General features: G+C 48.1%; 21 protein-coding genes. 13 read left to right on the top strand and 8 right to left on the bottom strand.

All coding sequences use genetic code 11. The annotated features are described in order from the left end of the window. Positions 1-45: 45 nt before the first annotated feature. On the top strand, positions 46-1,446 hold the full coding sequence (locus K1558_RS22170; RefSeq protein WP_238653846.1) for an ADP-ribosylglycohydrolase family protein: 1,401 nt from the start codon (positions 46-48) through the stop codon (positions 1,444-1,446). 127 nt (positions 1,447-1,573) lie between these two features. Here K1558_RS22170 and K1558_RS22165 read toward each other — a convergent pair whose 3' ends face one another. Further along, positions 1,574-2,269 carry a CPBP family intramembrane glutamic endopeptidase gene (locus K1558_RS22165; protein WP_238653845.1) on the bottom strand — a complete coding sequence of 232 codons (696 nt, stop codon included), beginning with the start codon at positions 2,267-2,269 and terminating at the stop codon, positions 1,574-1,576. 82 nt (positions 2,270-2,351) lie between these two features. Next, positions 2,352-3,116 carry a MerR family transcriptional regulator gene (locus tag K1558_RS22160; RefSeq protein WP_238653844.1) on the bottom strand — a complete coding sequence of 255 codons (765 nt, stop codon included), beginning with the start codon at positions 3,114-3,116 and terminating at the stop codon, positions 2,352-2,354. A 163-nt stretch (positions 3,117-3,279) separates the two neighbouring features. On the opposite strand from K1558_RS22160, the gene K1558_RS22155 reads away from it, so the two are divergent. Both K1558_RS22155 and K1558_RS22150 read left to right on the top strand, forming a co-directional pair. Next, positions 3,280-4,674, top strand: coding sequence for an ADP-ribosylglycohydrolase family protein (locus K1558_RS22155; protein WP_238653843.1), 1,395 nt, complete (start codon positions 3,280-3,282; stop codon positions 4,672-4,674). A 35-nt stretch (positions 4,675-4,709) separates the two neighbouring features. Next, entirely contained in the window at positions 4,710-5,456 is a 747-nt protein-coding gene (locus K1558_RS22150; protein WP_238653842.1) for a GNAT family N-acetyltransferase, read from the top strand. 205 nt (positions 5,457-5,661) lie between these two features. Here the strand turns inward: K1558_RS22150 and K1558_RS22145 are convergent, their stop codons facing one another. Continuing rightward, on the bottom strand, positions 5,662-5,880 hold the full coding sequence (locus K1558_RS22145) for a helix-turn-helix domain-containing protein (protein ID WP_238653841.1): 219 nt from the start codon (positions 5,878-5,880) through the stop codon (positions 5,662-5,664). Between the two features lie 157 nt (positions 5,881-6,037). Here K1558_RS22145 and K1558_RS33200 point away from each other — a divergent pair, with 157 nt between their 5' ends. The 6 genes from K1558_RS33200 (at position 6,038) to K1558_RS22125 (ending at position 12,056) form a co-directional block, all read left to right on the top strand. Continuing rightward, positions 6,038-6,253, top strand: coding sequence for a DUF6809 family protein (locus K1558_RS33200; protein ID WP_420800461.1), 216 nt, complete (start codon positions 6,038-6,040; stop codon positions 6,251-6,253). A gap of 574 nt (positions 6,254-6,827) precedes the next feature. After that, the gene (locus K1558_RS22140) at positions 6,828-7,277 is read left to right on the top strand and encodes a P-loop NTPase family protein (protein ID WP_238653840.1); all 450 of its coding nucleotides are present in this window, start codon (positions 6,828-6,830) and stop codon (positions 7,275-7,277) included. Positions 7,278-7,323: 46 nt separating this feature from the next. Then, on the top strand, positions 7,324-8,724 hold the full coding sequence (locus K1558_RS22135; RefSeq protein ID WP_238653839.1) for a hypothetical protein: 1,401 nt from the start codon (positions 7,324-7,326) through the stop codon (positions 8,722-8,724). A 423-nt stretch (positions 8,725-9,147) separates the two neighbouring features. After that, entirely contained in the window at positions 9,148-9,309 is a 162-nt protein-coding gene (locus K1558_RS32880; RefSeq protein ID WP_274528698.1) for a DUF255 domain-containing protein, read from the top strand. A gap of 37 nt (positions 9,310-9,346) precedes the next feature. Then, positions 9,347-11,263 carry a thioredoxin domain-containing protein gene (locus K1558_RS22130; protein ID WP_274528697.1) on the top strand — a complete coding sequence of 639 codons (1,917 nt, stop codon included), beginning with the start codon at positions 9,347-9,349 and terminating at the stop codon, positions 11,261-11,263. Positions 11,264-11,366: 103 nt separating this feature from the next. After that, positions 11,367-12,056: a metal-dependent hydrolase gene (locus K1558_RS22125; protein ID WP_238653838.1), complete on the top strand. Its 690-nt coding sequence runs from the start codon at positions 11,367-11,369 to the stop codon at positions 12,054-12,056. A 79-nt stretch (positions 12,057-12,135) separates the two neighbouring features. Here K1558_RS22125 and K1558_RS22120 read toward each other — a convergent pair whose 3' ends face one another. Next, on the bottom strand, positions 12,136-12,945 hold the full coding sequence (locus tag K1558_RS22120; protein WP_238653837.1) for an alpha/beta fold hydrolase: 810 nt from the start codon (positions 12,943-12,945) through the stop codon (positions 12,136-12,138). Positions 12,946-13,054: 109 nt separating this feature from the next. On the opposite strand from K1558_RS22120, the gene K1558_RS22115 reads away from it, so the two are divergent. Beyond that, positions 13,055-13,915, top strand: a complete 861-nt coding sequence (locus K1558_RS22115) for an aminoglycoside phosphotransferase family protein (RefSeq protein WP_238653836.1) — start codon at positions 13,055-13,057, stop codon at positions 13,913-13,915. On the opposite strand, the gene K1558_RS22110 is transcribed toward K1558_RS22115, so the two are convergent. Then, positions 13,910-14,143 (bottom strand): hypothetical protein, encoded by a 234-nt coding sequence (locus tag K1558_RS22110; protein WP_238653835.1) that lies wholly within the window; start codon positions 14,141-14,143, stop codon positions 13,910-13,912. The genes K1558_RS22115 and K1558_RS22110 overlap by 6 nt on opposite strands. A gap of 150 nt (positions 14,144-14,293) precedes the next feature. Here K1558_RS22110 and K1558_RS22105 point away from each other — a divergent pair, with 150 nt between their 5' ends. The 3 genes from K1558_RS22105 (at position 14,294) to K1558_RS22095 (ending at position 16,421) form a co-directional block, all read left to right on the top strand. Beyond that, positions 14,294-15,133 (top strand): DegV family protein, encoded by an 840-nt coding sequence (locus K1558_RS22105; protein ID WP_238653834.1) that lies wholly within the window; start codon positions 14,294-14,296, stop codon positions 15,131-15,133. Between the two features lie 173 nt (positions 15,134-15,306). Further along, complete coding sequence (locus tag K1558_RS22100) at positions 15,307-15,669, top strand: hypothetical protein (RefSeq protein ID WP_238653833.1); 363 nt, start codon at positions 15,307-15,309, stop codon at positions 15,667-15,669. 137 nt (positions 15,670-15,806) lie between these two features. Then, complete coding sequence (locus K1558_RS22095) at positions 15,807-16,421, top strand: peptidase E (protein ID WP_238653832.1); 615 nt, start codon at positions 15,807-15,809, stop codon at positions 16,419-16,421. A 95-nt stretch (positions 16,422-16,516) separates the two neighbouring features. Here K1558_RS22095 and K1558_RS22090 read toward each other — a convergent pair whose 3' ends face one another. The 3 genes from K1558_RS22090 to K1558_RS22080 all read right to left on the bottom strand — a co-directional run bounded on the left by K1558_RS22090 (position 16,517) and on the right by K1558_RS22080 (position 17,969). Further along, the gene (locus tag K1558_RS22090) at positions 16,517-16,804 is read right to left on the bottom strand and encodes a YxcD family protein (RefSeq protein ID WP_238653831.1); all 288 of its coding nucleotides are present in this window, start codon (positions 16,802-16,804) and stop codon (positions 16,517-16,519) included. Position 16,805: 1 nt separating this feature from the next. Continuing rightward, positions 16,806-17,243, bottom strand: coding sequence for a hypothetical protein (locus K1558_RS22085; protein WP_238653830.1), 438 nt, complete (start codon positions 17,241-17,243; stop codon positions 16,806-16,808). Positions 17,244-17,390: 147 nt separating this feature from the next. Continuing rightward, the gene (locus tag K1558_RS22080) at positions 17,391-17,969 is read right to left on the bottom strand and encodes a beta-class carbonic anhydrase (RefSeq protein WP_238653829.1); all 579 of its coding nucleotides are present in this window, start codon (positions 17,967-17,969) and stop codon (positions 17,391-17,393) included. Between the last annotated feature and the right edge of the window lie 77 nt (positions 17,970-18,046).

The following is an 18,046-nucleotide window of genomic DNA, read 5'->3' as shown; positions in this document are numbered from 1 at the left end:
TAAGTTGTTGGGGTTTTGTGACAATCAGAATAAAGGAGATACAACATGCTGCCATCACTAACATTTCTGAAACATCAATTAGAGGGAGTTCTGCGTAATAAATTTGCACAGGGACATCAAACCTCCGGTTATTTAGCCCGATTGGAACAGCTTCCCGCCAGCTATGATGCTTACCTGGAATTCGCCCATAGCTTGGCTGATCTTCCAATGCGGGACAATTGGCCTTATTATGAGCCGGACGATTTGCAGGAGATATGGCGGGAATGCGACCCGGATAGACCTCAGGGCCAGATCGGAGTCTTGAATCTGAAGGACAGCGCCAAGCGTGTAGAAGCAGGCTTCCTCGCTTCAGTCTGCGGTTCGATGCTGGGCAAGCCGATTGAGGTCAATCCCACGTTGTCAGAATTACGTCAAGCGTTAACCGCTGCGGGGGAATGGCCGCTGAATGATTATATTTCGGAACAAGCTCTCCAGGCGTTGGATCGTCGTCATTGGTCCTGGTTCGAGACGTCGCGGGAGCGAATTCGTTATGTGGCACCTGACGATGATATCAACTACACCCTAATGGGAATGATGGCGTTAGAGCAATTCGGTAAGGGTTTTACGAAAAGAAACCTAAGAGATTTATGGATCAATCATCTTCCGATAAGTACAACCTGGGGGCCGGAGAGGGCTATCCTGGTTCGGTCGGGGATTAGCTATCTCGAGCATGATAGGGAACTATTCAATCATTCAGAAATAGAAGCTTGGCCCGACTTCCTGGTGCAAGATACAGAATTATGCGGAGCGACGATTCGTGCAGATGCTTACGGCTATGCCTGCCCCGGTCAACCTGCGCTTGCGGCCGAGCTGGCTTGGCGTGATGCCAGTTTTACACATCGCCGGACGGGAATCTATGCCACGATGTTCATTGCCGCTGCAATTGCTGCCGCACACGTGCTGCGCGATCCGCTTGAAATCATAAATACTGCACTGCAATTTGTCCCTAGAAGGAGTCGATTCTATGAGATTACCGAGGATTGTCTCCAGATCGTAGCGAATGCAGATAACTGGCTGGAGGCTTATCAGGGCATTCATCAGAAGTACAAGAATTACTGCCACTGTCAGGTGTATCAGGAAATCGGTACCTTGATTAATACCTTTTTATTTGCTGAGAATACCGGAGACGGAATATGCAAGCAGGTCATGCAAGGCAACGATACCGACAGCTTCGGAGCAACAGCAGGCTCACTGCTCGGGGTGTATTTCGGCCCGGACAGCTTGGAAGCGAGATGGCTTGAGCCTTTCCAGGACCGGATTCATACGGGCTTATCTTATTTCCATGAGCAACAACTCTCCCGCTTGGCTGAGCGAATAGGGCGTTTACCAGAGCTGTTGCACACTGGTCAGCAACGGATTCAACCCAGCGAGTTGTATGTGAATGAGAACACAGATTTTGGTCTTTAAATTTGATTTTGACCGCTTCATTAATTGATGATTTCGTTCATCCATTTCACCAGTTGTTGTAAACAATGACCCAATCCAAGGTGCCAGCCTCATCCCAAAGCAAATCAAACTATGGATGACCTATTCCTTATTGTTGTGGATGGGGCCGTTCCCATGGATACCATAGGATGTGAAATAACATATGGACTACAATAGCTGCAATAATTCCATACTGCCAGAACAGGTAGCCGCAAATTATAGAAACCCACAGATTCCCAATGACCATTGAGGCAATTAACATAGGTGAAGGAATACAACCCTTGGCAATGTTACCAGGCAAATGAGCCAAGCCAAATAATATACCGGTTGTGACTATGGAAATCCAGAATGCAGCCGTCAGGGAAGGCGTTAGCCTTAGAACTCCCCACATCGTTAAGCTCAGTAAGCCCCAGCGAAAAATAATCTCTTCGGTAATTCCGCCGGACGTTATTCGCGCTGCAAGTCCAAGCTGTTGCCTAGCTAGCTCGGAGGCCATTACGGAGACCGTATCTATTCTCGGTCGAATGAATGAATAATAGCTCACAACCCATACCAACGCGCAAACGATTCCCGCGGCGATGCCGATCCCCACTTGTTGAACCAAATGGGTTAAGTCCAATTCCCCGCGGCTGAGTCCTTCCAGGAACGGGTCAGTAAGTCCAAGCTTGTTACCGAAATAAATTCCTGCTGTAGCGGCTAAACTGACGATGACAAGGGTTTGTAAGGCCATGAGGATAAACAAGGTTTGCCTGGATAGCCTGTTATCAGGTTTATCAACAAGATCGTTGGCTGTAAATTTACTCATTAGCCATATGCCAGGTAGGCAAAGCGAGATTAAGATCAACGCTAATAGGATAGAATGCACAACGTCACTCCTTACATATAGTTTACGTTATTCCATGAAGTCCGAATTTGCTCACATAGTGTGCCAGCGCCTCATCCAGCCAGGCTATCTCCCGTTCGTCAAACGGCATATCCACCAATTGATTTAATTGCTCTTGCTGCTCCTCCGGAATTTGGGTGAAGTTTGCAATTGCCTTCTCATCAAGGTAGCCTAGTATCCTTTGGACATAGAAACCTAGCATTTCCTCTGCTTCAGCCGCATCCGGGGCTCCTGCTGATAAACGCTTAACCGCTTGGGCAAAGGCAATCACTTCTCGATCCAGTTCGGCTGTGGCATCTGGAGAGATATCGAACAAGGCATTTGCCGTTTGCTCCGATAAATGCTCGGCGACCCAGCTTCGCTGCTTGTCTTCATTTAACATGTTGCGAATTAGCAAGAACAGCATGTCATGCGCCAGTTCCCCTTCACGTTGCAGGATAGCCGTCATTCTGCCGAGGATCTCCAGTGACTTATCCAGTTCAGCGCGGGCAGCTTCCATAGCTTGCTGCTGCATTCTCAATGTTTCCGCCAGACTCATATCGGATTCGCCATGATGAATGAACTTGCGAATACGCTCCAGAGAAAAACCGAGCGATTTCAATCCAACAATTTTCTGTAAGGTGATCAGATCCGCCGAACCATAGAATCTGTGTCCGCTTGCCCGGCGGCGCGGACGCAATAGTCCGACCTCATCATAATAATGAAGCGTCCGTACCGGAATACCGCTTAATTCAGCGAATTTTCCGATGGTATACGTTGTATTGTCCATTATTCTCTCCCCCCATTTACCATTATATATTCTCCAGTAACTGTAGGTGCAAGCCGTCAAAATTGCGAATCTGCTTTCGCATACACTCCGCTGGTTAAACTTAGGGCCAAGATTCTTGAAAGTATCAATGTAGAGCAATAATCCAGAATAAAGGAGATACAATATGCTGCCATCACTAACGTTTCTGAAACATCAATTAGAGGGAGTTCTGCGTAATAAATTTGCACAGGGACATCAAACCTCCGGTTATTTAGCCCGATTGGAACAGCTTCCCGCCAGCTATGATGCTTACCTGGAATTCGCCCATAGCTTGGCTGATCTTCCAATGCGGGACAATTGGCCTTATTATGAGCCGGACGATTTGCAGGAGATATGGCGGGAATGCGACCCGGATAGACCTCAGGGCCAGATCGGAGTCTTGAATCTGAAGGACAGCGCCAAGCGTGTAGAAGCAGGCTTCCTCGCTTCAGTCTGCGGTTCGATGCTGGGCAAGCCGATTGAGGTCAATCCCACGTTGTCAGAATTACGTCAAGCGTTAACCGCTGCGGGGGAATGGCCGCTGAATGATTATATTTCGGAACAAGCTCTCCAGGCGTTGGATCGTCGTCATTGGTCCTGGTTCGAGACGTCGCGGGAGCGAATTCGTTATGTGGCACCTGACGATGATATCAACTACACCCTAATGGGAATGATGGCGTTAGAGCAATTCGGTAAGGGTTTTACGAAAAGAAACCTAAGAGATTTATGGATCAATCATCTTCCGATCAGTACAACCTGGGGGCCGGAGAGAGCCATCCTGGTTCGGTCGGGGATAAGCTATTTGGAGCATGACCGGGAATTATTCAATCACTCTGAAATAGAGACTTGGCCCGACTTCCTGGTGCAAGATACAGAATTATGCGGTGCGGCGATTCGTGCAGATGCTTACGGCTATGCCTGCCCAGGTCAACCTGCGCTTGCGGCTGAGCTGGCTTGGCGTGATGCCAGTTTTACACATCGCCGGACAGGGATTTATGCCACGATGTTCACTGCCGCTGCAATTGCTACCGCTCACGTGCTGCGTGATCCGCTTGAAATCATAAGTACTGCACTGCAATTTGTCCCTAGAAGGAGCCGATTTTATGAGATTACCGAGGATTGTCTCCAGAGCGTAGCGAATGCAGATAACTGGCTGGAGGCTTATCAGGGGATTCATCAGAAGTATGCGGATTATTGCCACTGTCAGGTGTATCAGGAAATCGGTACATTGATCAATACCTTCCGATTTGCTGAGAATACTGGAGATGGAATATGCAAGCAAGTCATGCAAGGTAACGACACGGACAGCTTCGGAGCAACTGCCGGCTCACTGCTCGGGGTGTATTTCGGCCCGGACAGCTTGGAAGCGAGATGGCTTGAGCCTTTCCAGGATCGGATTCATACGGGCTTATCTTATTTTCATGAGCAACAACTCTGCCGCTTGGCTGAGCGCATAGGGCGTTTGCCAGAGCTGTTGCACACCGGCCAGCACCGGATTCAACCCAGCGAGCTATATGTGAATGAGAATTTGGGGATTTGAACATGGTTTTAGCTTAGGGAAGGCGAGAGGTGTATATGGGAAATATTGTGCGGCAAGTTATTCATGAATGGAATCCATACGGCTTATTACCAGAAGCACCTATAGATGAGTTTGATTCTGAAATTGAAAAGGTCGCCCAATCCCTAACAGTTGCTCCTACTGTCGAAGAACTGGCGAGAAGCATACAAGAAATATTCTCTTCCAGTTTTGGTGAACCCTTTGGGTATGAAGGATGCTTTATTGCGGCTAAAAAGATATGGGAGCATTCGATTGAAGATAAGAGTTTACCTCCAAATATTGAAATTGTTTCTTTAACTCACGAGAACGCAAACCATTCTAGAAATTTATTCTGTGGCTATAACAATTCTTCGTCTAATGGTGTAGACATAAAGGCAGCTTCAATCGAGGAGTTGGAGCAGAGTGGTCAGGTCATAAAAAGGATTCTGGATGCTGATCTAGCAATTTGCTATTTGGCTAAATTCGAGTCACATTATGCGGGATTTATTATCTTCTCCTGGGGGATTTCAGTTTCGCATGGGTACCCGGTATTAAGAATAGATGGATTATATGTAGCATCTGAATTTAGAAGTAAAGGAATCGCAAAAGCACTAATGAATCATGTAATTGATTTGGCAAATGAAAAAAGGGCAACCCGTATACAACTTGAGACCGATGCGGATAATATTCCGGCCAGCAGCTTATATGTAAATTTGGGTTTTGAAAAATTCATGGCAAAGAAGTGTACATGCTTTTTTGCAGTTGAAACAGATACTCCTTTGTAATGAGCGGGAATGCACATAAGATTATCTTTTATTGAAGCAATGGTGCCAACGAACAAAAAGCTCATGGGGTTCGCCACTGAGCTTATTTGTGCTGTGTCTGTTCTTGTTCGTCACGCAACTTGCGGATTTATGCTTATAATGTTCATAGTCCAATGGGTGTAAAGAAGATAATCTAAAATCCATAGTATCTAAGCATTATACTATCTTAGCTTTTGGGATAAGGTTTCTTTTGGTTTGTTCGGTTGAGTAGATAGTCAGTACTCGTCGTATGAAAGTCTGCCAGCTTGATCAGAATCGCCGTGGGAATATCGACATCTCCACGTTCATAATTACTATAAATTCTCTGACTACATTGCAAATACTCCGCCATTTGAGTTTGCGTCAAATCCTTATCTTCTCGTAAATCCCGAATACGTTGATACATATATGAACACCTCCAACGCAAGCATATCTTAGCGAATTATTCGCTATTAATTTTTAGCGAAAAATTCGCTAATATAATAAAGAGATGATGATTTGGGAGGGGTGCAAGTGAGTTTTTTAGAAGATCTATATTACGGGAAAATCTGCCCAAATGAACAATCTGTTTAAATGATCCCGAATATGTACATAACTCTAAGCTAATCTCGGAGCGTATACACATCCTGCAAGCAAAGCTGTCTCGAGAAGACTTCACCGTGCTCGAAGAAATAATGGATCTGAACAGTCTACTGATCTCTATCTCATCCGCTTCTGCCTATACTCTTGGTTTCAGAACGGGAGCTGCGATGCTCGTAGAAGTGTTGGAGCATAAGTAAAAACCTATACATATTAAGGAGAAGTAGGTCTTTGAAGAAATAAAGTTGGATAGGAGAGAGTTATGAGACTTCTAATTCTATATAGTACGTATATTCATTTACGCGTTGGCTTCTTTTATTTTGTTAAGGGGTTGGGTTTTAATCTTGGGCATATTGCAATACGGTTAACTGATAGCAAGATACCTAAGCAATATAACATTATAAGAGCGGATCATTGACCTGAACATGTTCGATGAGAACAAGCTGCAAAGTTGTAGTTATAATAATACGAAGACCATGTTTGCCGCGATGAAATAGGAACTGCAAAAGTATAGACGGGTATTAGATAAACTGCAAGAATCCAATAAAGATAAAATTATGAAGCGAGTGTTAGTGAAGCGAAACGTAGTTAGAACAAGGCGAATACAGATTGTGTATAATCGGAAAGAAAGTCAGGCGGAGTTGACGGATTCTTAAAAATGAATTACTGCACGTGATTATCCATAAAACAGAAAAAGAGCCTTCATCCAATAGACATATAAATAGGAATTCTTGTCTGATATAATGATATGAATCTTATGTTTGGGGAGGATTTATGACAAAGAATTCTAACTTAATGAGTGGTTTTATTGGAACGGTTATTGGAGCATGTATTGGTGTAGGAGCAACTTGCTTAGGAGTCTATCTTAACTTAAGTTTCGACTTTATGGTTGATAATGAAGCTGCATTATTAGAACTGAATAATGTAAAATCTATTCTTGAAAGTACTAAAATCGGAGAAATTCCAAAATACAAGTTGTTAAATAATATCGATGTGGATTGGAAGACAGTTCTAATTGATATTGGTGATGAAGAACTCAGAAACTTATATTATGAACTTGCAACATTAGATACATTGTTAGAAAGAATACACCAGACTGTTGATGGTCCGATTCGTAAAGAATATATAATGGAGTATGGTGATAGAATCAATTTTTTGGCAGAAAACAATTTAGTAGATCGAGAAATAGAAAATGTCACACGCAAAAATAATTCCTCTTATTAATTTTTGTTAAATTACTCCTTTAAGAATTGGAGAAAGGTGATGTGAGATGGCTGTATTTGCATCTGAAGAATTTAATTTAGGGACTTCCCTAGAAGAACTAGGGGTTTTTGATTCTCTGCTTAATGAAGATAGCAATTACTTTATCAATATAAAAAGATTGAAATCAACCAAAGTACCCGAATTTTCTGATTCCTACAAAAAAATCAATCATTTTTTTCGAGATATTGGAATTTTATTGAAGGCTTCAACGAATAAACAAGATAAAAATTATAGAACTGCACTAAAAAAATTTGATTTTCCTGAAGTACAAGGGATTAACTTAGGGTTCTCTAAAGGGAAAAGAGGGGCTGGATTCGGAAAAAAATTAAAAGAAAAAATAATAAATGATGCGTCTGAAATAATCAAAAGTGGTTCAGAACAACCAGAAATATTTCATCTGGTCGGTCTTTTTGAAGAAAATGTTGGACCAGATAGACTAAGCGATATGGTAGCTCGGTTAATATATGATGAAATTGTTTTATATACTAAGAACATCAATGAGTTATTAGGAATAAATCAGTTTAATTATCCAAATATTAAGTTTGTAAATGGACTTGCGATAAATTCATATAAGAAATGTGAAATATTACTGCTTCCTATTGATATCTTACATGAGCTTCCCATTGCTAAGGATTGGGAAGATATAGATAGAGTGTGCAGAGAAAATGAAATAATTAGAGAAGAAATAAATGGATTGGTAGAGAAAGAGTGGAAAAAATTATCTGTTGGTAAGAAAAAGGAATATCTCAGAGAACATATATTTAAAAATCCTGAAATATTACAAAGGGTAATTGCGAATTACGACGCAATAGTAGTCGCCCCCTATGATGTGAATAAAAATATGGAATATTTAATTGAGAAGATTATTTATAATATTCGAAAGACTGATGAGACAGTTAGTAATTTTAATAAGAGTTCATTTGAAGCGGCCAGAGAAATACTGCTCCACTATAAACAGTGGGTTGAAAATCAAAAAGGTTACTCTGTATTACAAGGAGTAGAAAGTAAGAATGAAGAAAAAATTGTTCAAAGAACTCTACATGGGTGTGCTGGATACTATTGCAACATAAACGGACTGGATATAAGTCCTGAGTCAAATACAGGGAGAGGACCCGTTGATTTCAAGATAAGTAGAGGGATGGATAAAACAGTTATTGAAATAAAACTAACATCCAATAGTCAGGTTGTTCATGGTTTTGAAGTCCAAATAGAAGAATATGCAAAATCTGAACAAACTGAAAATAAAATATTTCTATTAGTAGATAACGGCAAAGAGTCCCATAGAGTTTTAAAAGTGATGGAGAGCTACAAAAAGAGAAAAGCAGAAGGACAAAAACCAGCAGAAATAATAATAATAGATACTAAGCCAAAATCTTCCGCAAGTAACTTTAAGCCTGGTGCGAATTAATGATTTTTGTCAGCAGTTAACTTCACGTATAGTTTGTTAAGATAATTTTTGGATATATCTATGTTTTTGTTAATTTAAGTGAGTTTCATTTATTTAAATTGATGAAATTACAAGTTGTATGACGATATGAATGAATTCTATCATATGGTAGAATTTGTTCGTATTGTTAAGAGACGTGTAAACCAAGTTATTGGTTTGTGGTTTTTACGCGTATTCTTATTGGTGTTTATTTCAGGTATTATTTTGCAATTATTTTTTAATCTTGAGGGGATAACCCCTCTTTTTTTGTAATATTTAAGCATGCAATTAGGTATCGTATTGTCGGTACCTTTTTTCAATTTTTGAGCCTTCCCCCACCAATTTGGGTAAACTAACCCTAAGCAACACTCTACCCAAATCCAACACGAAACGAGGTGATGCCCCATGACAACTCACAAAGTACCCAATAGATTAGCCAAGGAAAAGTCACCGTACTTGCTGCAACACGCCTATAACCCGGTGAACTGGTTCCCTTGGTCGGAAGAGGCTTTTGAAGTTGCTAAGCGCGACAACAAACCTGTCTTCCTTTCTATTGGGTATAGCTAGTTGTTGATACCCAAGAACTTGCCATTGGTGTCACGTAATGGAGCGCGAATCCTTCGAGGACGCCGATGTCGCCCAAATTCTCAACAATCACTACGTAGCGATCAAAGTGGACCGCGAGGAGCGGCCGGATATTGATGCGCTGTATATGTCGGTGTGTCAGGCGCTGACGGGGAGCGGGGGATGGCCGCTGACGGTGCTGTTGACGCCGGAGAAGAAGCCGTTCTATGCCGGGACGTATTTCCCGAAGCGGCAGATGTTCGGGCGGATTGGGCTGATGGAGGTGCTGGAGCAGATTCATGCGAAGTGGGAGCAGGACGGTGAAGCGCTGGATAAGCTGGGCGATGATCTGCTGGCTGAGCTGCACACGCTGGACCGCAAGAATGCGTATAACCCTGATACTGCGGGCGGTATTCCCGGAGCGGAGCTGCTGCACGAGGCGTATGAGCTGTACCGGCGGCAGTTCGATGAGGAGTATGGCGGGTTCGGCAATTCGCCGAAGTTCCCTTCGCCGCATAATTTGTCTTTCCTGCTGGCGTACAGCCAGCTGCATGATCAGCCGGAAGCGCTGCGGATGGTGGAGCATACGCTGGAGTCGATGTACAAGGGCGGCATGTACGACCATGTGGGCTTCGGCTTCGCGCGGTATTCGACAGATCGGGAGTGGCTGGTGCCGCATTTTGAGAAAATGCTCTACGATAACGCTCTCCTCGCGAATGTCTATCTGGAAGCCTTCCAGCTTACGGGGAAGCCGCTGTATGCGGAGATTGCCGAGCAGATCTTCACGTATGTGCTGCGCGATATGACTTCGCCTGAAGGCGCATTCTACTCCGCAGAGGATGCCGATTCCGAAGGGGTGGAAGGCAGGTTCTATGTCTTCTCCCGTGAAGAGATTGAGGAAGCGCTGGGACTTGAGGATATGCATTCGTATTGCCATGTGTACGGGATTACACCGGAAGGTAACTTCGAAGGTAAAAATATTCCGAATCTGCTCCAAGGTCTGCCGGAAGAGATTGCGGAGCGTATGGGCATGAATCCGCTTGGCCTGCGGACCCGGATGGACGAATGGCGCGAGAAGCTATTCGAGTACCGGGAGCAGCGCATTCACCCGCTTAAAGATGATAAGGTACTGACCTCATGGAACGGGCTGATGATTGCTGCGCTGGCAATGGGTGCGAAGGCCCTACAGAAACCGGAATACGCCAGAGCCGCCGGACGTGCGGCGGACTTCATCTGGGACAAGCTGCGGCGTGAGGATGGACGGCTGCTGGCCCGTTACCGTGACGGGGAGGCGGCGATTCCCGCATATGTGGACGATTATGCCTTCCTGCTCTGGGGGTTCAGTGAGTTATATGAAGCGACAGGGCGGGCGATCTACCTGGAACGGGCGTTGGAGCTGAAGGACGGACTCTTGAACTTGTTCCATGATACGGATGGCGGCGGATTCTTCTTCACCGGACATGACGGGGAGAAGCTGCCGGTCCGCTCGAAGGAATTGTATGACGGGGCGATTCCGTCCGGGAATTCGGTGGCGGCGAAGCTGCTCTGGAAGCTGTCGGTGGTCACCCAGGATATGGAGCTGAAGCAGATCGCTGAACGGACTGCGGCGGTGCTCGCTTCCGCTGCTTCGGAGTATCCGCCGGGGTATGCGATGTATCTGCAGGCCCATCTGGGCATGGTCTCCGGCGGCAGAGAATGGGTCCTCTACGGCAAAAAAGAAGATCCGGTGCTGCACGCCATGCTCGCCCAGGTTCAGCAGACCTATCTGCCGGACGCAGCGCTCATCGTCAATTGGGAAGGGGACAGCGAAGGGATGCTCCGCCTGCTGCCGCATCTGGCTGACAAACCGGCCATCCGGGGTGAAGCAACCGCCTATGTCTGCCGGAACTTCGCCTGCCGGGCTCCGGTCACGAACAAGGAAGCCGTCCGCGAACTGCTGGCCAGCCGCGAGGTCTAGCGAATACAAGATTTGCCATGGCAGAATGGATGAGCTATTGTAAAAGCATGGCTTCATTCCGTTAGCCTTGTCTAATCTGAATCGTGAAAAGGAGAGGAAACTCATGAACATTACGTACCACGGCCATTCCTGTGTGCAGATTGAAGTGAACGGCAAGTCTTTGATTATCGACCCGTTCATTAGCGGTAACTCTGCGGCGGTGACGAAGGTAGAGGATATTCAGACCGATGCTGTCCTGCTGACTCATGCCCATATGGATCATATCCTGGACGCTGTGCCGATTGCCGAGCAGAATCAGGCGGTGGTTGTAGCCAACGTGGAACTGGCGGGCTATCTGGAGGGCCAGGGAGCGAAGAAGACCATCGGGATGAACATCGGGGGGACGGTGGACCTTGGCTTTGCCAAGGCGACAATGATTCATGCCTTCCACACCTCAAGCATCACGCTGGAGGATGGACAGAGGATCTATGGCGGAACCCCGGCGGGCTTCATTATTGAGGCAGAGGGGCGCACCGTGCTCCATGCCGGAGATACCGGGCTGTTCGGTGACCTGAAGATGTTCGGGGAGCTGTATTCCATAGATCTGGCTATCCTGCCGATTGGCGGACATTTCACCATGGGGCCGGAGCATGCGCTGCTTGCGGCGAAGTGGCTGGGGGCGAAGCAGGTGCTTCCGGTTCATTACAATACCTTCCCGCCGATCCGCCAGGATGCAGGAGCCTTCGTGAAGGCGCTGGAGGAAGCGGGAATCCGGGGCACAGCGCTGGCATACGGAGAGTCGCTTGAGCTGTAATGTCAATACCATGCTCAGTTAAAATACAGCCGTTTCTTTGCGTAAGCAAGGAAACGGCTGTATTCATATAGCGGACCGTCTAACGGGCGAAGGCGGACAGCTCCCGGTTGAAGCGTTCCCGTTCGTCATAGAAGAGTCCGTGCCCGCTGTTCTCGAACGGAATCAGCACCGAGTGCCTGATCCCTTGATGCTGCGCCACGGCCAGCGGATACAGGACAACCTGATCGTGGATGCCGTGCATAATCAGGGTCGGAACTTGAATACAAGCGAGATCGCGGAACAGCTCTTCTGCCAGCCAGGTCTCGGCGACGGCCATCGTAGACCAGCTCGCCGCCTCCAGTCCGAGCTGGAAGAACCAGTCCGAGAACGGCTGCGACACCTTATGATAGAAGAAGATATCGCCGAAATCCCGCAGCATCTGCGGCCGGTCCTGCCGGGTGGCCTGAATAATCTGCTCTATCGTTTCCCTGGTCACGCCATATGGGAAGCCGGGGCGCTGAATCAGACTGGGAGCCGCCGCTGCAAACAACGCGAGTCTGGACACCCCGTAGCCCTGATGCCGGGCCATATAACGTATGGCGACGGCACCGCCTGTGGAATGGCCGCTCAGTGTAATATTCTGCAATCCCAGCGCACCGATCACACAGCGGATGTCATCGGCAAGCCGGTTGTAGTCGTACCGCCCGACAGGCTTATCCGATTGCCCGAAGCCCCTCAGGTCCACCCCGATACAGCGGTAGCCCAGCGGGATCAGATGATTATACTGGTATTCGAACATCCGGTGATCGGCCGGCCAGCCGTGGATGAACAGGATGGTTCGGCTGCCCAGCGGGTTGATGTCGTTGACATAGATTTTCACGTCCGGTTCGACTCTGATCCAATGCTCCATATTACTTCCCCCATTTACCGGTTGATGGTCCTATGGGGTTATACTATTCAGAGCAGTAGGGAAAGTGCCTAGATCAAGGAATAGTTAATGGAGAGGAGTGCCCATTATCATGAATCATAGTTTTGATGAAATCGTGTGGAAAGAGCAATCGGCGGAAGGGGAGGAGCTGCTTAGGAAGGCTGACGGGGCGGTAATCACTGCCATGAAGGGAGGACTGGAGGCTGAGGTGCAGCGGGTATCGCTTGGGAGTACAGAGCTGGTGCTCAAAAGCTGGAGCCGTGAATCCCGGCCGGATGTCCCGCTTCAATATAAGGTGCTGGAGCAGCTATACCGACAGGGCTGCGCGGTATCCCGGCCTTACGCCTGGGGCGTGGACGCAGCGGGCGATCAGGTGCTGTTAATGAGCTACGACGGAATGCCTGTCCGTAAGGTAAACACCGCAGGCCTTACAGCTATTGCGCAGAATTTGCTTGATATACATAAGCTAGACCTTAATATACTGGACGTAGTTCATGTACCACGTTATGAGTTCACCGATTACTTCTTCCCGGAGTGGGGCAAGCAGCCGGAGATCCGGGCACTGGCGCAGAGGCTGGCAGCTCAGGCCGAGATGACTTCCCGGCATCTGATACATGGGGATTATCATCTGGGGAATGTGCTGGAGGCAGACGGGAAATATACGATTATTGACTGGACCAATGTCCAGCTCGGTGATCCGCGGTATGATATCGCCTGGTCGATTCTGCTGCTTAGAGTCTATGCAGGGGAGCGGTACGCAGGTATCTACCAGCAGGCATTCCTCACCGCAGGCAGCTGCACTCCGGCAGAGCTGGAGCTGTTCGGGGCATTGGCCGCGCTGCGCTGGCTACAGCTGCACCGGACGACCGGTGTCCCGCTGAAGCCGGGCACGCCTGCGGTGATTCGTAAGCTTATGCAGCAAAATGTATTTTTACCGAACGACCTGCTATGATTTGCGTTCAGGCTTCTGCGGCTTCGTGCGGGCCGGCCGGGTTACCCAATTGCTGCGGTTCATCGGCTTCACAGTATCAATCCGGGCCATAGCAGCCTCATCCTTGCTATTGTCAACCGGAGCTGTTTCTTCGGTGTTATCGCTCCCCTCTTCTACATTGACAGGGGGCTTCTTGGACAGGCCGGCCCCATTATGCTTGCCTCTGTTCCACACTCTGTTCTTGCTCATTCATTACACTCCATTTCTGTTCACATATAGTTCAACCATACCATAAGTCAGCCTAAGCACAAAACACTGATTTTGACAAGTTATAAATTATACTATTGCTGGTCTGCCAGGGTGGCTATAATAATATAGAATTGAAAGGAGAGCACCCTGATGCCCATCAAGATTATTACAGATAGCGGTTCCGACGTCCCCCTTGAGTACATCCAGCAGTACGATATCTCTATTGTCCATTTGCCTGTTCATTTCGGCCATGAGCTGATGCCGGATGATATGACGGCGAAGGATTTCTATGCGCGGATGCATGATGAGAAGGAGCTGCCCACAACGGCAAGCCCAAGTCCGCAGACCTTCCTGGACACCTTCAAGGAGGTAGAGGCAGGCACTGACATTCTGGTCATTTGCATGTCCTCTAACATTAGCAGTACTTATCAGACTGCACTGATCGCTAAGGAGATGTACGAGGAAGAGGGACATCCGAATGCGATTGAAATTATAGATTCCAAGCTGTTCTCCGGCGGACTGTCACTGATCGTGGCGATGGCGGCCAAATGGTCACTGACGGCAGCAAGTCTCACTGAGCTGAAGGATAAAGTGCTGGACAAGGTCGAAGAGACGACCGCTTACTTCACGCTGGATACCCTGGAGAATGTCATCAAGGGCGGACGGCTGAGCCGGATCTCCGGGGCTGTGGCTTCTGTACTGAACATCAAGCTGCTGCTGAAGATCAGCGATGAGGGTGTCGTTGAGGTGGTGGAGAAGACCCGGGGGCTGCCCAAGGCGCTGACCCATCTGCTGGCTAAGCTCGATCAGAAACAGCATGATTATGAACAGGCAGTGATCGCCATTGTGCACAGCAATTGTGAGAAGCTGGCGCTGGAGGTCAAGGCGCGTATTCTGGAGAAGCATCCCTTCAAAGAGGTTCTGCTGTCCACGATGGGGCCTGTGATGGGCACGTATGCCGGGCAGGGCGGAATCGGGGTTGCCTTTTAGCAGATATGCCCCGAGCAGATACAAGCATAGCGTAAGCCGTATGCGGAAGGTTCCAGTGTACGGCTTTTTGGTGTGTGCCGGGGTGGAGGCAGGAGCGCTGAGCAACCTAGGCACCCCGGACTGGGCAGATGCATAGAATGGAGCAAATCCATTAAGACGGAGGTCATCCACTTATGTTAACCAATCAGTCCGGCCCGCAAACAACGGTGATCTATCAGGCAGATCCAGCGGCGGTTAAGCATATGCAAGGTGTACGCGATTCTCTGCATCAGAGCTGCAAGCCATATCTGAATCATAATGTCCAGGTGCAGACGATTGACGGACAGATGCATGAAGGCACCCTTGCCGGGATGGACAGCAAAAACCTGTACCTGACCGTAACAGTAACCATGGAGAACGGCCGCGGGTACTACAACCCATACTACAAGCCTTATCCGGGCTACGGCTATCCGGGGTATCCTTATCCGGGTGGAGTGAGCAGCAATGTGATTGTACCGCTCGTTCTGTATGAGCTGCTGGCAATTTCATTGCTCTGAGGTTCATTTCCTTCTCTGCTTGATAACCGGGTCGGCATAGGGCTGATCCGGTTATTTTGGCTGCGCGGGACTTGTGCGAATCGGATACCGATCTGCTATACTGGCAGTAAGACAGACAAGACAGGAGTTATGATGGGATGAAAAAAATGTTTTTGGCGTCTTCCTTTGTTGACGTTGCCAGCCTGCTCGCAGATTTCGAACCAGACTTAAGCGGTAAAAGGGTAACCTTCATTCCTACGGCAAGCAAAGTCGAAGACTACGTTGTTTATGTGGAGGAGGGAAGAGCGGCCCTTGAGCAGATGGGTCTTATTATCGACGAACTGGATGTATCCACTGCTGCTACTGCAGATATCGCTGCCAAGATAGACACCAACGATTACATCTATGTGAGCGGAGGCAACACCTTCTATCTGCTGCAGGAGCTGAAGAGAACCGGTGCAGATGCCATCATCGCGGATGCGGTCAACGCCGGCAAGCTATATATCGGGGAGTCCGCCGGATCAATCATTGCCTCAGCGGATATAGAATATGTACAAGGAATGGATAGCGTTGAGCCGGCCCCGGAATTACCGGATTTTGCTGGCCTTAGTCTGGTGGACTTCTATACCGTGCCGCATTATACCTGCTTTCCTTTTATAGAAAGTGCGCAACAGATTGTGGATACCTATTCGGCTACCCTCAGCCTGCGTCCGATCACCAACAACGAAGTGATTTGCGTCAGGGGCAATGAGATTAGCGTCAAAAGCATCTAAGCCTCCGCTTCAGCCTGATCTGAACAGAATGTACATAGACAAAAGGGATGATCCACCGGATCATCCCTTTATCCTTAATTACGGCTGACGTACGCTTACGTGTTCACAACCGCTGTAATCTCTTCATCCAGCTCCAGCCGCACATCCTCGCGGTAAGCGCGGATGCCGTATTCGCTGTGCAGGTAGCGCAGAATAGCCTCAATCATATTGGATTCGACCAGATACTGGCTCCGGCCTTGTACCCAGACCTCAGCGGTATATCCGGTGTCTTCATCCCAGCTGAGTTCAACCTGGACCTCCTCCACGCGGACAGCCTTGCGCTCCGCCATATGCAGGCAGATCGCGTTGATGATCTCGTCCATGCTTAGAACAGTAGCCGGCATCTTAGTAACGTCCGTCTCTTTCCTGCAGTCTGCGGCGTTCCTGTCTGCGCTTGAAGAATGACATGATCAGGACAATGACGAAGTAGATGGCCATCATGTTAATCAGGAAGCCGATGATATTCCCCAGTGCGCCCATGCCGGCGAACATTCCGCCGAAGAGCATGCCGGCGATTCCGCCGATCATCAGGCCTTTCATCAGTCCGCCGCCGCTGAAGAAGCCGCGGTTTGCGTTGGCTGCTGTTCCGGCAGTGCTGCTTTTGGTGCTATCGCTTTTTTTCACGTTGTCAGTGGTGGATTTCTTCGGGGTGGTGGTGAAGCCCCGGGTACCGGACTTGAAGCCTCCGCCGCCGCGGCGGGCATCTGCGAAGTCAGGGGCGACAGTGACGAAGAACAGGGTGAAGGCCATGACGATCATCAATACGCGTTTCATTGGTTTCATTGTAGTACGAGAACCTCCTAGAAGTATGGTAACACCTTACCGGTGTTCCCCGGTAATACGCAGGCGGAGGCCTAAGGTTTCAATTTTAATAATCATAAATGTTAATAAAAAAGGCGCAGGTCCAGGACCCGCGCAAGCAGCAGTTATTCAGGGAGTTGTCTTCACGTCGGCGTATCCATCCGAGACAAGCTCAAGCGCTCCGGTAGCCGGATCGATGATCATGCCGTGGATAGGTACGTTCGGTGGGAGTAGGGGATGGCGCTTGATCAGCTCCACAGTCTGAATTACCCCTTCCTCCACGTTGTCAAACCCGCGGAGCCATTTCGTCAGCTTAATGCCCGAATTCTCCAGCGTGCTCAGTACTTCGTCAGACACGCCGCGCTCCTTAATGGAATTAATCATTTTGTCGGCGTTCAGCGAAGCCATACCGCATTCATAGTGCCCGACGACGATGACCTCGTCCGCATCCAGCTCGTATAGCGCAACCATAACGCTGCGCATCACGCTCCCGAACGGCTGGGAGATGACGGCTCCGGCGTTTTTGATGATTTTGACATCACCGTTCTTGAAGTTCATTGCCTTGGGGAGAAGCTCAACAAGCCGTGTGTCCATGCAAGTGATGATCAGCATCTTCTTATCCGGGAAGCGGCTGGTCAGATAACTCTCATATGCCTTCTCCTCCACAAAATGCTTATTGAACTCCAAAATGTCTGTAATCTGACTCATACCAATGCGCCTCCTCAAATTAAACTGTAACTTATTGTACTGCGTCTTGCGGCGAACATAAAGAGCTTCCTGTGCTG

This window comes from Paenibacillus piscarius (assembly GCF_022234545.1).
GTDB classification, from domain to species: domain Bacteria; phylum Bacillota; class Bacilli; order Paenibacillales; family Paenibacillaceae; genus Paenibacillus_AQ; species Paenibacillus_AQ piscarius.
The sequence above is the reverse complement of the archived record's forward strand: the minus strand, read 5'-3'. Positions and strand labels throughout refer to the sequence as shown.

Coding starts and splice junctions, on each gene's coding strand:
- K1558_RS22170 (WP_238653846.1), top strand. CDS start 46: ATGCTGCCATCACTAACATTTCTGAAACATCAATTAGAGGGAGTTCTG.
- K1558_RS22165 (WP_238653845.1), bottom strand. CDS start 2,269: ATGAGTAAATTTACAGCCAACGATCTTGTTGATAAACCTGATAACAGG.
- K1558_RS22160 (WP_238653844.1), bottom strand. CDS start 3,116: ATGGACAATACAACGTATACCATCGGAAAATTCGCTGAATTAAGCGGT.
- K1558_RS22155 (WP_238653843.1), top strand. CDS start 3,280: ATGCTGCCATCACTAACGTTTCTGAAACATCAATTAGAGGGAGTTCTG.
- K1558_RS22150 (WP_238653842.1), top strand. CDS start 4,710: ATGGGAAATATTGTGCGGCAAGTTATTCATGAATGGAATCCATACGGC.
- K1558_RS22145 (WP_238653841.1), bottom strand. CDS start 5,880: ATGTATCAACGTATTCGGGATTTACGAGAAGATAAGGATTTGACGCAA.
- K1558_RS22140 (WP_238653840.1), top strand. CDS start 6,828: ATGACAAAGAATTCTAACTTAATGAGTGGTTTTATTGGAACGGTTATT.
- K1558_RS22135 (WP_238653839.1), top strand. CDS start 7,324: ATGGCTGTATTTGCATCTGAAGAATTTAATTTAGGGACTTCCCTAGAA.
- K1558_RS32880 (WP_274528698.1), top strand. CDS start 9,148: ATGACAACTCACAAAGTACCCAATAGATTAGCCAAGGAAAAGTCACCG.
- K1558_RS22130 (WP_274528697.1), top strand. CDS start 9,347: ATGGAGCGCGAATCCTTCGAGGACGCCGATGTCGCCCAAATTCTCAAC.
- K1558_RS22125 (WP_238653838.1), top strand. CDS start 11,367: ATGAACATTACGTACCACGGCCATTCCTGTGTGCAGATTGAAGTGAAC.
- K1558_RS22120 (WP_238653837.1), bottom strand. CDS start 12,945: ATGGAGCATTGGATCAGAGTCGAACCGGACGTGAAAATCTATGTCAAC.
- K1558_RS22115 (WP_238653836.1), top strand. CDS start 13,055: ATGAATCATAGTTTTGATGAAATCGTGTGGAAAGAGCAATCGGCGGAA.
- K1558_RS22110 (WP_238653835.1), bottom strand. CDS start 14,143: ATGAGCAAGAACAGAGTGTGGAACAGAGGCAAGCATAATGGGGCCGGC.
- K1558_RS22105 (WP_238653834.1), top strand. CDS start 14,294: ATGCCCATCAAGATTATTACAGATAGCGGTTCCGACGTCCCCCTTGAG.
- K1558_RS22100 (WP_238653833.1), top strand. CDS start 15,307: ATGTTAACCAATCAGTCCGGCCCGCAAACAACGGTGATCTATCAGGCA.
- K1558_RS22095 (WP_238653832.1), top strand. CDS start 15,807: ATGAAAAAAATGTTTTTGGCGTCTTCCTTTGTTGACGTTGCCAGCCTG.
- K1558_RS22090 (WP_238653831.1), bottom strand. CDS start 16,804: ATGCCGGCTACTGTTCTAAGCATGGACGAGATCATCAACGCGATCTGC.
- K1558_RS22085 (WP_238653830.1), bottom strand. CDS start 17,243: ATGAAACCAATGAAACGCGTATTGATGATCGTCATGGCCTTCACCCTG.
- K1558_RS22080 (WP_238653829.1), bottom strand. CDS start 17,969: ATGAGTCAGATTACAGACATTTTGGAGTTCAATAAGCATTTTGTGGAG.